Raw genomic sequence first — 12,399 nt, forward strand, 5'->3', positions numbered from 1 at the left:
TGATGGCCACGCGCCTGCGGTTCGTCCTCGACGGAGACGACCAGCTGTCTCCGGTCCTCAACCACGCCGGGGACTCCTCGGCCCGCCTGCACCGCCGCCTCGACGGCGACATGCGGGCCAACACCACCGCCGTCCGCGGCTTCACCCGCGACGCCGACGGCCGCCTCCGGGACCTCCAGGGCCGGTTCCTGTCCGTCGCCGACGCACAGCGCGCCATGGCGGGCGGCCTGCCTGACCTCACCAACCGTCTCGGCGACGTGTCCTCGGCCGGCGGCGACGCTGCCACGGCCCTCGGCAAGGGCGGCGGCGGCCTCGGCGGAGCCATGGGCGCGGTCGCCGGCGTCGCTGCTCTGTCCCTGCTGCCCGCGCTCGGTGCGCTGGTGCCGATGATGGCCGGCGTCGGCCTGGCCGCGGTCACGATGAAGCTCGGGTTCGCCGGCGTCGGCGACGCCGTCGAGGCCGCGGGCAAGGGCCAAGAGGAGTACGCCGAGGCCCTGGAGAAGCTGTCCCCGCCGGCCCGTGAGTTCACCAAGGAACTGGTCGGGCTGAAGAAGGAGTTCTCCGGCGTCGGCAAGGAGATCCAGGCGGCGATGCTGCCCGGCTTCACGAAGGCGCTGAAGGAAGCCGGACCGGTCACGAAGATCCTGCGCGGCGAAATGGTCAACCTCGGCGGCGCCTTCGGGGATGCGGCCGCGGGCCTCGGCCGGATGATGAAGGACTCCGGATTCCAGGACTCCCTGCGCACCAACCTCCAGCTGGGGTCGACGTTCGTGCGGGACATGACGTCCGCGCTCGGCCCGTTCACCCGCAGCCTCCTCGACTTCGGCGCCGCCTCCGGCCCCACCCTCAAGGCGTTCTCCGACGGAATCGGCGGCCTGCTGTCCCGCGGACTGCCCGGCTTCTTCCAGGGCCTGATCCCCGGCATCGACGGCTCGGCGAAGATGCTCGACGGCCTGTTCAGCGCCGTCAACACGATCCTGCCCGCCCTCGGCCGGCTGGCCGGAACGGTCGCCGACATGTTCGGTCCCGCGGTCGGCGAGAACCTGAAGCTGTTCGGGAACGCCACAGGTGGCGTGCTGGACAGCCTGGGGGCCATCGCCCGGGGCGCGAAACCGATCTTCGATGACCTGACGTTCGGGGTGCGGACCCTCAACGACCTGGGTCAGCTCCTGGCCCCCACCATGTCCGACGTGGGCAGCGCGATCCTCGGCGGGCTGTCTCCCGCTGGCGACGCCGTGAACCGCACGGTCGGACCGTTCGAGCGGCTGCACCGCACGGTCCAGGACAACAAGATCGGCATCCTGGAAGTGGGCCGGGTCTTCGGCAACGCCACGATCGGCATGGCGTCATCCGTCATCGGGATCATGCCCACCGTCATCGGCGCGTTCAAGCAGATGTCCACGCTCGCCCTGACCGCCGTCGGCGTCATGATCGGCGGTCTGGCGAAGGCGTTCGGTGACGTGCCGATCATCGGCGAGAAGCTGAAGAAAGCCTCCGAGGGGTTCGACACCTTCAAAGGCAAGTGGATCGGCGCTCTCGACGAAGCCCAGAGCAAGGCCAAGACGTTCGCCGCCGAGGCCCTCCCGAAACTTGAGCAGGGCAAGCTCAAGATGAACATCAACAACTGGGAACAGCAGATCGCCACGGCGAAGGCGAAGCTGAACTCTCTGCCGCTGGACAAGCAGGCGAAGCTGCGGGCCCACATCGCCGACCTTGAGGCGAAGGTGCGCTCGGCCAAGGGGCAGCTCGCCTCCATCAGGGACAAGTCGACGTTCATCAAGGCCGTCGACCGGGCATCGCCTGTGATCGGCGGCGCCCTCGGCATGCTCCGTGCCGCCAACGGCCGCACCGCCACCACGTACATCGTCACCCACTACCAGGCGAAGTACGACAACGCGGCCGCCCGCCCGTTCCGCCGCAACGGCGGGCACGCCCCCAAGTTCGCGGCCGGCGGCATGCCGTCCGGGATGCTGTCCGGTCCGGGCACGGGCACCTCGGACAGTATCCCCATGTGGTGGGCCGGTGACGGCGAGTACGTCGTCAACGCCCGCTCCACGGCCAAGCACCGCAACCTGATCGAGGCCATCAACAACGACACCCTGGGCACCGGCGGCGCCGAGCCCGGGCCGCGGGCCAGCACCGCCGAGTCCGGGCAGGCCGCCGGGCAGGGCCTCGTGACGGGCATGGGGCAGGCCACCGGAGACGTGAACCGGGCCGCCGCCCTGATGGCCTCGGCGATCACCGCCGGGATCAAGACGGAGATGCAGATCGCGTCCCCGTCGAAGAAGACGAAGGCGCTCGCCGCGGACATCGGCCAGGGCCTCATCGTCGGTCTCACCGGCAGCCAGGCGAAGATCCGCTCCGTTGCGGCTGACCTGGTCAAGGACATTCGGACCGCGTTCTCCGGGCGCAAGGAATCCTCCCTCGTCTCGTGGGTGAACAAGCAGACGAAGTCGCTGCTGTCCGCGGCGGCCAAGCGGGACAAGGTCGCCTCGCAGATCGCGGCGGCCAAGGCATACGCCTACGACCTGCAAAAGCGGACCCGGGAGAGCGGCTACATGCAGCAGCTCGGACTGGAGGACGAACAGGTCACCGCCGGCAGTATCCAGGCCGGGCTCGCCTCGAAGCTGTCCAAGCTGCGGCAGTTCACGAAGTACATCGACATCCTCAAGAAGCAGGGCCTGCGCGGCGCCCTGCTGCGGCAGATCCTCGACATGGGCCCGGAGCAGGGCTACGCCTACGCCTCGGCGCTGGTCGGTGCCAGCAAGTCCACGCTCAGCCAGATCAACAGCCTGGACAAGCAGCTCGAATCGGGGGCCGTCACCCTGGGCCGCAACGGGGCGGATGCCCTGTGGGACGCAGGCAAGAACGCCGGCAAGGGCTTCCTCGCGGGGCTCGAAGGCCAGAAGAAGGACATCGAGAACCTGATGATGCGCATCGCGAAGTCGATGCAATCGGCGATCAAGAAATCGCTGGGCATCAGGTCGCCGTCCACGGTGATGGCCCGGCTCGGAAGCTACTCCACCGAGGGCCTGGCCGTGGGCCTGGCCGGCGGTCTGCCGCACGTCGACCGGGCCATGCAGTCCGTGGCCGGCCGAATCACGGGCAAGTCCATCGCCGCACCGGCCCGGGCCGGGCGGGCCGCCGTGACGGCGGGCGCCGGCGGCCAGGTCATCAACGCGAACTTCTCGATCAGCGACGCGCTGGACCCGATGGCCGTAGCCCGCGAGGTACAGCGGCTGCTGTTGCAGCTCGGGCGCGCGCAGGGCGCGAAGGTCTCCATCAACCTGGGAGGGGTGTAGCGGTGCCGCTGATCGTCGAGATGGGCTGGGGTGGGCTGGTCCAGTACCCCAGCACCATCACGTGGACGGACATTTCCCGCCGCACCGACATGGGCCGCGGGGTGACCATCACCCGCGGCGCCTCGGATGAACGCTCCGAGACCCAGCCCGGCACCGCGACGCTGCGCCTGGACAACGCCGACGGAGCCCTGACCCCCGGCAACCCGTCCAGCCCGTACTACCCCTACGTCCGCCGGGGCGCCCCGATCCGGATCAGCGTGGCCGTCATGCCGGCGCCGACCGGGTCGGCGCCGTACCCGCTGGAGATGCTCGGCGACGACTTCGACGACGACCGCGTGGACACCACGTTGTGGCCGACGAACTACGGCGGCGCCACCGAGGTCGACGGCCGCGCCCGGATCCCCGTGTCGACGTCCGGCAACGCCGGCTACCAGAGCGCCCGCCAGTGGACGCTCGCCGGAAGCCAGATCACCGCGCGGCTAGCGAAGGCCCCGGCCGCGGGAGGCTCGTCGTCCGCCTACGCCTCGATGACCGTCAGCTCGACCACCGCGGGCACCCGGCTGGGCTGGCGCTACAACCCCGTCACGGGCCAGCTCACCGCAGAGAACCAGGTGGGCTACAGCGACGCCACCCCCGTCAGCCTCACGTACTCGCCGATCAGCCATGCCTGGCTGCGGATCCGCGAGACGTCCGGAACCGTCTACTGGGAGACGTCCGGCGACGGGTTCGGATGGACGGTCCGCCGCACGCTCGCCGCACCGGCGTGGGTGGCCGCGCAGCAGGTGACCGTGGAGTTCCCCACCACCCGCACCGGCGGCGCCTCGGACTACGTCGAGTGGGACCTAGTCGGCGCCACCGTCCGGCCCCGCTTCTACGGCATGGTCAACGAATTCCCCGTCGACTGGGAGGGCCTGACCAGCTACGTCTCCATCACCTGCACCGACCTGTTCAAACGGCTCAACAAGCTACCCGTGCTGCGGTCGATGCTGGCGCAGGAGATCCTCGCCCAGGCGCCGATGGTGTACTACCCGCTGGCCGAGGACGACGACGCGACCAGCGCCGGCGACATCGGCGGCTACGGCGCCCCGGCCCTGGCCATCACCCAGGCGGGCAGCGGCGGCACCCTCACCATGAGCGCGGCATCCGGCCCGGCGGAGACCGGCGAGCAGGCCCCGCTGTTCACTCCGAGCACCGCGACGCAGGGCAAGTACCTCAGCGTCGACCTGGGCCCGCAGTTCGAGGATCCTCCGATGTACCAGTACCTGTGCTTCGAGGCCTGGTTCCAGACCACGACGACCGGCCGGTGCATCCTCGGCGTGCACACCCCCGACCGCGCCGACCAGCACCTGCTGTCCATCGCCGCAGGCGGCGGCCTCCAGATCGAGTGGGCCATGGAAGGCGGGCCGCTGACCACCGAGGCGGTGAGCAGCCCCACCACGCTGGCCGACGGGAACTGGCACCACGTCGTCTACGACCAGCGCGAAGGCAAGGTGTGGATCGACGGCGCCCTCGTCGACTCCGGGCTGGCCGTCTCCCGCCGGTGGGGTGAGCGCGTCCTGCACGTCGGCGGCTACCGCAACACCCGCCTGTGGGCGGGCAGCATCGCCCACGTCGCGATCCACTCCACGCTGTCCGTCTCCGCCGGCCCCACTGCGGTCGGGCACTGGACGGCCGGCACCACTGGTTACGCCGGGGAGGCCGCGGACGAACGCGTGCAACGCCTCGCCGGGTACGCGGGCCTGCCGTCGGTCACGGTGTGGGGCAGCACCCACGACCCGATCGCCTCCCAGGGCCCGGGCGGATCGTCGGTGGTGGCGCGGCTGCGGGAGGTGGAGGCCACGGAGTCCGGCCGGCTGTTCGCCGAACGCGACTGGTACGGGCTGGCCTACCAGTCCCGTGACGTGCGCTACAACCCCGACCCCATGTCGGAGACGTTCACCATCGACTACGCCGACCTGGAGCCCGGGATCAGCATCGCCGACGACGACCAGAAGCTGGTCAACGTCGCCGACGTCAACCGGCCCGGCGGCGCCTCCCAGCGCGTCACCGCACCCGCCAGCATCCTCGCGTTCGGCGAGTACGAGCAGAACTTGTCCATGCTCAAGACCTCCGACAACTCGGTGCTGGACGCCGCGTACTGGCTGGTGTCCCGCTACGCCAACCCCGCCCCGGAGCTGCGCGAGGTACCGGTCGAGGCGTACACGATGCCCAACTACCTGGACATCCTCGATGCCGACATCTCCACGTACTTCTCCGTGACGAACCTGCCCGCGCAGGCGCCCGCCCCATGGATGCGCGTCACCGTCGAGGGCTACACCGAGACGATCAAAGAGCGCTCGCACCTCTTCCAGTTCCACACCAGCGCGACGAACAACGACAGCGTCTGGGTCCTGGACGACGCCACCTACAGCGTCCTCGACTTCACCACCCGCCTCGCCTACTAGGAGCCTTGCATGCCCATCGCCGTCGTCAGAGCCGAGGCGTTCTACACCCCGCCGCCGTCCCAGCCCGCGGACCTGTGGGCCGATGTGCCCGCCGCCGAGCGCGTCTGGAAGTGGATCGAGTGGCGTCTCGGCCGGCGCACCCTCCCCCCGGAGGGCACCGTCGAAGACGTCTACTTCGCACGCATCAACCAGAACCGGTGGCTGGCCGACTGCACCAGCTGCGGCTCCGCGCAGGTCGTCTCCCCGACCGACCCCCGCTACGCGTGCACCGAGTGCGGCTGGGGCTGGTGCACCCTGATCTTCCCCTCCGACGTCGCCGCGGTGGAGGCCGCCCTGCTGGGACTCAAGCCCGCCCTGCGGAACTGGTGGAACCCCGAAGACCCGGCCAACCCCGACAAGCCGATCGTCGGCGCGCCCGACCCCGGACCGCTGACGAGCCCGGCATGACGTTCGCACCCCGCACCTGGGTCGTCGGCGAGGTGGTCTCCGCCGCGACCATGAACCAGGAGATCCGCGACCAGTTCAACACCTTCTTCGGCGCCTGGACCTCCTACACCCCGACGTGGACGTCGTCGTCCAACCCGAACATCAACAACGGCACCCTCACCGGCCGGTACATGAAGATCGGCCGCATGGTGTTCGGGCACGTCAACGTCACCGGCGGATCGACCACGACGTGGGGCAGCGGCGCCTACAACTGGTCCCTGCCCGCCACGGCCGCGAACGCCGGCGCCTCGTTCGTGGGGACGTGCCAGATCCTCACCGCGTCCAACCGGTGGCAGGGCCAGCTGGTCCTCTCCCCTGGCGCCACCCAGTTCGCCGCGTTCTCCAACATCAGCGCGACCAACACCCGCATCGACTTCGTCAGCGGCACGATGCCCGAGACCCTGGCCTCCGGGTCCCAGCTCCGCATGACCTTCATGTACGAGGCAGCGTCCTGACGGCGCCTCACCCACTAGCCCCCGCCCGCCGGGGGCTTTCCCATGTCTGGAGGCCACATGGCCACACCACTGTCGTATGCGGGGTTCCTCGCCGCACTGCGCGCCGAGGGCCTGACCGTCGTCGAGGTGAAGACGAACGGCAAGTCCCCGGCCTCCCACAACCGCAACAGCAAGGGCCCCTTCGGCCCCGTACACGGCGTCCTGCTGCACCACACCGTGACCAAGGGCAGCGCCAACACGGTGGAGACCTGCCGCAAGGGCTACGAGGGGCTGCCCGGCCCGCTCTGCCACGGCGTCATCACCAAGGACGGCCGCGTCCACGTCGTCGGCTACGGCCGCGCCAACCATGCCGGACTCGGCGACGACGACGTGCTCCAGGCCGTCATCAACGAGAAGCCGATCCCGGCGGACAACGAGGCGAACACCGACGGCAACCGGCACTTCTACGGCTTCGAGTGCGAGAACCTCGGCGACAACAAGGACCCGTGGCCCGCCGCCCAGGTGGACGCCATGGTCCGCGCTGCGACGGCCCTGCTGCGCGCGCACGGCTGGAACAAGGACGGCAAGGAAGCCATCTCGGTCATCGCGCACGCCGAGTGGCAGCCCGGAAAGGTCGACCCCCGCGGCCCCGGCTACCCCGGCCACGCCGGGATCCGTGCCCGCGTCGCCGAGCGGCTCAAGCACCCCGCCTCATGGAGCGCCGACGCGCCCTCGAAGCCCAGCACCCCCCAGACGCCCCCGAAGGAGGACGGCATGCCCAGCGCCAAGGAGATCGCCGAGGCGGTCATGGCCTACAAGATCGACGACCCGCGCACCAGCGGCACCAAGTACGTCGAGGTCAAGGACGTCCTCTGGTGGGCGGGCGCCGACAGCGCCCAGGCCAACACCAAGGTCAAGGACCTGGAGAAGCAGGTCAAGAACCTCACCGACCTCGTCACCCAGCTCACCAAGACCAAGGAGAAGTGACCCATGGCTGACATCAACCTGCCCGCCGCCGAGACCGTCGTGAAGACCGCGAGAACCTACGCGGTCGACCTCATCGAACGGATCATCTGGACGTTCCTCGGCGCGTCCACCACGGTCGCCCTCGCGGCGGGCCCTGCCGACATGCTGTCCGCGTCGTTCTGGGAGAGCGTCGCCATCGGCGGCGGGGCCGCCGTCGTGACCCTGGTCAAGGGTGTGCTGGCCCGCCTGGTCGGCACGAAGAACTCCGCGTCGACAGCTTCGGGGGTCTGATGCGCGCGGCGGTCCGGCGGCTCGTCAAGCGGCTGGGCCGCCGCGGCGCGCTGCTCTCCCTCAAAGGGATCATGGCCGTCGGCTACGGCGCCGGGCAGGTCGTCCAGCCCACCGGCGACCGCGACGGCCTGAGCCTGCTCCTCAAGGCCATGTCCCTGGACGCCTGGGGATGGGCGTGGATCGCGGCGGGCCTGATCGCCCTAGCCTGCGCCTGGCTACGGCAGCCGCACGACTGGCCCGGCTTCCTCGCGGTGTGGCTCATCGCCTCCGCCTGGGCCATGGCCTACCTCGTCTCGTGGTGGCCGCTCGACGAATCCCCCCGCGGGTGGGTCGTCGCCACGCTCTTCGGCGCGTTCGGCCTGGTCTGCCTCGTGGCGATCGGCTGGGACGAGCCCTCTGCACGATCGGAGTCGCCGCGTGAGACCTGAAATGCTGACCGCGCTGTCCGCCCTCGCCGTCGCCGCCGTCACGGCCGTGGGCGGCATCGCCACGGCCATCGTCGGCCGGCGGCAACCGCGCGGGCAGCAACGCCGGGACGACTTCACCACCATCGTCGGCGAGCTGCGGAACAGCCTCGGCGAGGTGAAGACGGAGCTGGCCGAGCAGAAGGAAGCGTCCCGGCAGGACCGGGCGCGGATCACGGCGCAGGACTACGCGATCCGTTACCTGGCCGGGTGGGCGCGCTCTCTGGTCGGCTACATGCGGCACCAGCAGCTGGAACCACCACCGCCACCCCAGCCGGTGCCGGACGAAGTCGCCCCGTACCTGCACGACATCACCTCATGACCGCGGCCCCGCTCTCCTTCGGGAGGGCGGGGCCGCTTTCGTGCGTCCGGGGTCAGTCTTCGAGGTCGATGCGGAAGTCGACGATGGTGGTGTCGCCGCGCCGCACGATCGGGTGCGCGACCTCGACGATGCGTCCCGTGTCGGAGATGTGCCGACGGGTGTACCGCAGGACCGGGACGCCGCCGCCGATGCGGAGCGTCGTCGCCTCCAGCTCGGTCGGCATGCCCACCGTGAACGACTCCGTGATCGCGGTGACGCGGATACCGAGGCTGCTGAGCTGCGCGCGGGTGCCGCCAGGCCACGGCTCGTTGATCGGGTCGGCGACCGGCGTTCCGGCGACGTCGGACCAGCGGACGTAGCTGGTGGACATCTGCGTCGCCTGGTCGTTGTCGTAGAAGACGAAGTGCCGTGCGAGGAGCCGCTCCCCTACCTCGCACTCGAACAGTCCGGCCAGTTCGGCGTCGGCCTTGACCCGCTCGAACCGCTTGTCGAGCCGGTACTCGGACCAGCCGATTCCCTGATCGCGGGTGTACGGGGTGGACTTCGCGCCGGGCGTGGTCCGGTACCGGTCGGCGGCCATGCGGTGGATCGGCGGGCGGGGCCGCACGCGGGTGCCGGCGCGGGCCCTCGTCTCGATGAGGCCCTCGGTGGCGAGGAGCCGGAGCGCGTTGCGGATGGTGGTCTCGGATACGCCATATGAAGCACAGAGGGCGGGCAGCGTCGGCAGCTGATCTCCCGGCGCGAGTTGGCCGGAGGCGATGCGCTGCCGCAGCTCAGCGGCGATGCGCAGGTACTCGGGCTGTGCCACTGCCGTACCACCGTTCCGTGTGATCGCGTCAATCTGAGTACACATACTCTCCCCTCCCTCTTGACCAGCGCCAACTCCGGCGACAATCTGAGTACAGATAAGCACTATCCGTACTCAGATAGCCACCGTCTGCGGGGTCCAGTCATGCCCGAATCGGGTCACACGTGGCAGAAGGCGTTCAAGGGCGAGCCCATCGAGGCGCCCCACGTCCGCCTCTGGACCCGTGGCCGCGTCGAGCACCCCGACGCCCCGCTCATCGCGAACGAACTGTTCGCCGCCGTCCTCGGCTCCGGCGCCCCCGTCGTCGAGATGACGCTGTCCACCGCGGGCCCCCGCATCCGCATCACCGCGCAGGGCCCCGACCCGCTGCCGCTCATCAACAGCCACGGCCCCGGCTGGTCCATCCTCACCGCCCTCTGCACCAGGGCCGGACTGACCACCGACGAGACCGGCCTGTGGGGGCAGTTGGGAGGCCGCTCGTGATCGCCGCCTCCGCACTGTCCTGGGCGCAGTACTCCGGGTGGGCCTGCGTGCTGTGCGGCGCCTCCCTCGCCGTGACCGGCGGCGTGTCCGCGGGCCGCGCCCAAGGCCGCTCCGGCAACCACGACTTGAGCATCGAGGTGTACGCCTGCCCGCCCCGGTCCGGGTGCGGGCCCGCGCGCCTCCCCCAAACTCCCGCCCCCTACCAGCGGGCGGGCAAGACGCCTCCGACCGGAGGCGCCGTCCACAACAGGAGGAAGACGTGACCATCGCGTTACAGCACCCCGTGGGCACCACCAACCCGGCCGCCCTGGTCGACTCCCAGGTGACCGACCGGCTCGTCCGGCGCATCACCGCCGACCACCCGGAGATCAGTGAGACGACCGCCCGGCGGATCGTCGGCCAGGCCGCCGCGTTCGTCGCCGCGTCCGGCCGCTACCCCGGCCAGTCCCTCGCGCCGAGCCAGCTCGTCGACTACGGCTGGCACGCGTTCATCCTGCACACCGTCGACTACGCCCGGTTCTGCTCGCAGACCGTCGGCGGGTTCGTCCACCACGTCCCCACCGACGAGGGCGACGAGACGCCGAGCGCAGCGCGCGCCACTCGCGAGCGGACCCTCGCCGCGATCCGCGCCGCCGGATACACCGTCGACGAGGAGCTGTGGCCCGACCTGGCCAAGTGCACCCAATGCCACGCCGGGTGCACGGACAGCCCCAAGAACAGCTGACAGCACGGCACCATCTGTACGACACTCCAGCCGTCCGGTGTCACAGCCGGGCGGCTGCCCCTATGAGCGGAGCACCACGTGACAGACACGTCGATCGCCTGGGACACCTACTCCCGGCAGCGCCCGGAGCGCCGGGACGTCAACGGCCGCGGCGAGTCGACCTGGTTCAACTGGACCCAGTACGAGGACCACGGCCCCGGCGCCGGCCTCCTCGAGGCGCTGCCCGGCGCGCGGGTGCTGGACCTCGGGTGCGGGAAGGGCGGGAACGCCGCGCACCTGGCCGCGCTCGGTCACCGCGCGGTCGGCGTCGACATCTCCCCGAAGCAGTTGACGGCGGCCCGCGAACGCTGGGGGCAGGCGGCCGGCCTGGAGCTGCACCAGGCGGACGCCGTCGACTTCCTGCGCGAGGACCGGGAGGGGTTCGCCGCGGTGTACTCGGTGTACGGCGCCGTCTGGTTCACCGACCCGGCGCGGCTGCTGCCCGCGATCCGTGAGCGTCTGCACCCGGGCGGTCGGCTGGTGTTCTCGCAGCGCCCGCCGGTGGAGGGCTGCTACGGCTGCCAGGCCTCGTACATCCCGCGCGGCGCCGACGAGGACCCGCTCGTCGTGAAGCGCTGGGACTACGAGCCGGACGGGTGGGAGCGCGTGCTGAAGGAGCACGGCTTCACCGACGTGACCGCCGACGTGCTCGCCGCTCCCCCCGGGAAGCGGACGACGGGCACTCTCATCGTCCGGGCGCGCGCCTGACCGGTCCCCCGACGCGGCCTCGGACAGCGACCTCAACCGCTGTCCGGGGCCGCTTTTCGTGCTCACCTTGGATTCGAAGGCTGGTCCACAGGCTGTGGATTTGGGCCACATAACCGCAGGTCAGGGGCATGGATACTCGCCCGGCGAGTACCCTTAGAGCAAGATCACATTAGAGGCGTCACAGAGCCATCTTGGGGTTGCCGCTGCCCGTACCTCCGCTGACGAGGAAAGACAGCCGGGCCCGCAGCAGGGCGCGCAGCACCCGGTCCCCGCCCGGCGGCACGGTGCCCGCCGCCACCAGCTCGTCGAGCGTGAACGCGCGCGGTCGCACCACCCGCAGGGACAGGCAGGTGCAGCCGACGGCGACCGGTGGCAGCACCGCGTGCAGCCGGGTGCCGTCGGGCAACCGGGCGTCCACCCACGGCCGGGCGTCGTCGAGCCGCCGTCCGGCGACGGTGGCGAGGCGCTGGGCGAGCCGCCGTACCGCCCCGGCGTCCGGGAAGGAGACCGGCGTGAGCTCCAGACCACCGCCCCGGTCGACCCAGACCCGGTCCGGTGCGGACACCAGCACGTCGGTCACCGACGGGTCGGCGAGCAGCGGTTCCAGTGGCCCGCTGCCGACCAGTTCCGACCTGAGCCGGGCCGCGGTGCCGAGGACTTCGGCGTCTCCGAGCACCCGCCCCTGTTCGCGCAGCGCCTGCGCCACGCGCGCGGGTGTCGGCTCCGCCCCGCTCTCGGCCAGCCACCTCCGCACCCCGTCGAGCATCCCCGGAGCGGGAGCCGGTCCCTCAGCCCCGCCCGCGACCGAACCGGCCGAGCGGGCCGGACCGGCCCCACCCGAGGGCGTCCGGGAGGCCCAGCCGGGGACGACTTCGGCAGTGCGCCCTCTCGGCGTCCCGGGACCGCGCGCTCCGGATCCCCCGTCCAC

Annotated in this window: 12 protein-coding genes and 1 pseudogene; 11 read left to right on the plus strand and 2 right to left on the minus strand. The window is 70.9% G+C overall.

Annotated elements, in window-relative coordinates; all coding sequences use genetic code 11:
* The first annotated feature begins 2 nt into the window (after positions 1–2).
* Genes DMH12_RS04520 through DMH12_RS04555 form a run of 8 tightly spaced genes read left to right on the plus strand, consistent with a single transcriptional unit; the run spans position 3 to position 8,709 of the window.
* On the plus strand, positions 3–3,302 hold the full coding sequence (locus DMH12_RS04520) for a hypothetical protein (protein ID WP_125490222.1): 3,300 nt from the start codon (positions 3–5) through the stop codon (positions 3,300–3,302).
* Positions 3,303–3,304: 2 nt separating this feature from the next.
* On the plus strand, positions 3,305–5,746 hold the full coding sequence (locus tag DMH12_RS04525; RefSeq protein WP_125490223.1) for a LamG-like jellyroll fold domain-containing protein: 2,442 nt from the start codon (positions 3,305–3,307) through the stop codon (positions 5,744–5,746).
* A 9-nt stretch (positions 5,747–5,755) separates the two neighbouring features.
* On the plus strand, positions 5,756–6,193 hold the full coding sequence (locus DMH12_RS04530; RefSeq protein WP_125490224.1) for a hypothetical protein: 438 nt from the start codon (positions 5,756–5,758) through the stop codon (positions 6,191–6,193).
* On the plus strand, positions 6,190–6,687 hold the full coding sequence (locus tag DMH12_RS04535) for a hypothetical protein (RefSeq protein ID WP_125490225.1): 498 nt from the start codon (positions 6,190–6,192) through the stop codon (positions 6,685–6,687). Before DMH12_RS04530 ends, DMH12_RS04535 begins: the two co-directional genes overlap by 4 nt.
* 57 nt (positions 6,688–6,744) lie before the next feature.
* Positions 6,745–7,653, plus strand: coding sequence for an N-acetylmuramoyl-L-alanine amidase (locus DMH12_RS04540; RefSeq protein WP_185832140.1), 909 nt, complete (start codon positions 6,745–6,747; stop codon positions 7,651–7,653).
* A gap of 3 nt (positions 7,654–7,656) precedes the next feature.
* Complete coding sequence (locus DMH12_RS04545) at positions 7,657–7,923, plus strand: hypothetical protein (RefSeq protein WP_125490226.1); 267 nt, start codon at positions 7,657–7,659, stop codon at positions 7,921–7,923.
* Entirely contained in the window at positions 7,923–8,351 is a 429-nt protein-coding gene (locus DMH12_RS04550) for a hypothetical protein (protein WP_125490227.1), read from the plus strand. Before DMH12_RS04545 ends, DMH12_RS04550 begins: the two co-directional genes overlap by 1 nt.
* On the plus strand, positions 8,341–8,709 hold the full coding sequence (locus DMH12_RS04555) for a hypothetical protein (RefSeq protein ID WP_125490228.1): 369 nt from the start codon (positions 8,341–8,343) through the stop codon (positions 8,707–8,709). Before DMH12_RS04550 ends, DMH12_RS04555 begins: the two co-directional genes overlap by 11 nt.
* Positions 8,710–8,761: 52 nt before the next feature.
* Here the strand turns inward: DMH12_RS04555 and DMH12_RS04560 are convergent, their stop codons facing one another.
* Positions 8,762–9,517, minus strand: coding sequence for a GntR family transcriptional regulator (locus tag DMH12_RS04560; RefSeq protein ID WP_260474050.1), 756 nt, complete (start codon positions 9,515–9,517; stop codon positions 8,762–8,764).
* 144 nt (positions 9,518–9,661) lie between these two features.
* Here DMH12_RS04560 and DMH12_RS04565 point away from each other — a divergent pair, with 144 nt between their 5' ends.
* From DMH12_RS04565 to DMH12_RS04580, 3 genes are all read left to right on the plus strand, one after another.
* Positions 9,662–10,000: a hypothetical protein gene (locus tag DMH12_RS04565; protein ID WP_125490230.1), complete on the plus strand. Its 339-nt coding sequence runs from the start codon at positions 9,662–9,664 to the stop codon at positions 9,998–10,000.
* A gap of 259 nt (positions 10,001–10,259) precedes the next feature.
* Positions 10,260–10,724 carry a hypothetical protein gene (locus tag DMH12_RS04575; protein ID WP_221763109.1) on the plus strand — a complete coding sequence of 155 codons (465 nt, stop codon included), beginning with the start codon at positions 10,260–10,262 and terminating at the stop codon, positions 10,722–10,724.
* A 78-nt stretch (positions 10,725–10,802) separates the two neighbouring features.
* Positions 10,803–11,471: a bifunctional 2-polyprenyl-6-hydroxyphenol methylase/3-demethylubiquinol 3-O-methyltransferase UbiG gene (locus DMH12_RS04580; RefSeq protein ID WP_125490232.1), complete on the plus strand. Its 669-nt coding sequence runs from the start codon at positions 10,803–10,805 to the stop codon at positions 11,469–11,471.
* Between the two features lie 199 nt (positions 11,472–11,670).
* On the opposite strand, the pseudogene DMH12_RS04585 reads toward DMH12_RS04580, so the two are convergent.
* Positions 11,671–12,237 (minus strand): annotated as a pseudogene (locus DMH12_RS04585) (ATPase, T2SS/T4P/T4SS family); the annotation flags it as partial.
* Between the last annotated feature and the right edge of the window lie 162 nt (positions 12,238–12,399).

Origin of the sequence: Streptomyces sp. WAC 04229 (genome assembly GCF_003947455.1) — a bacterium.
Classification (GTDB): domain Bacteria; phylum Actinomycetota; class Actinomycetes; order Streptomycetales; family Streptomycetaceae; genus Streptomyces.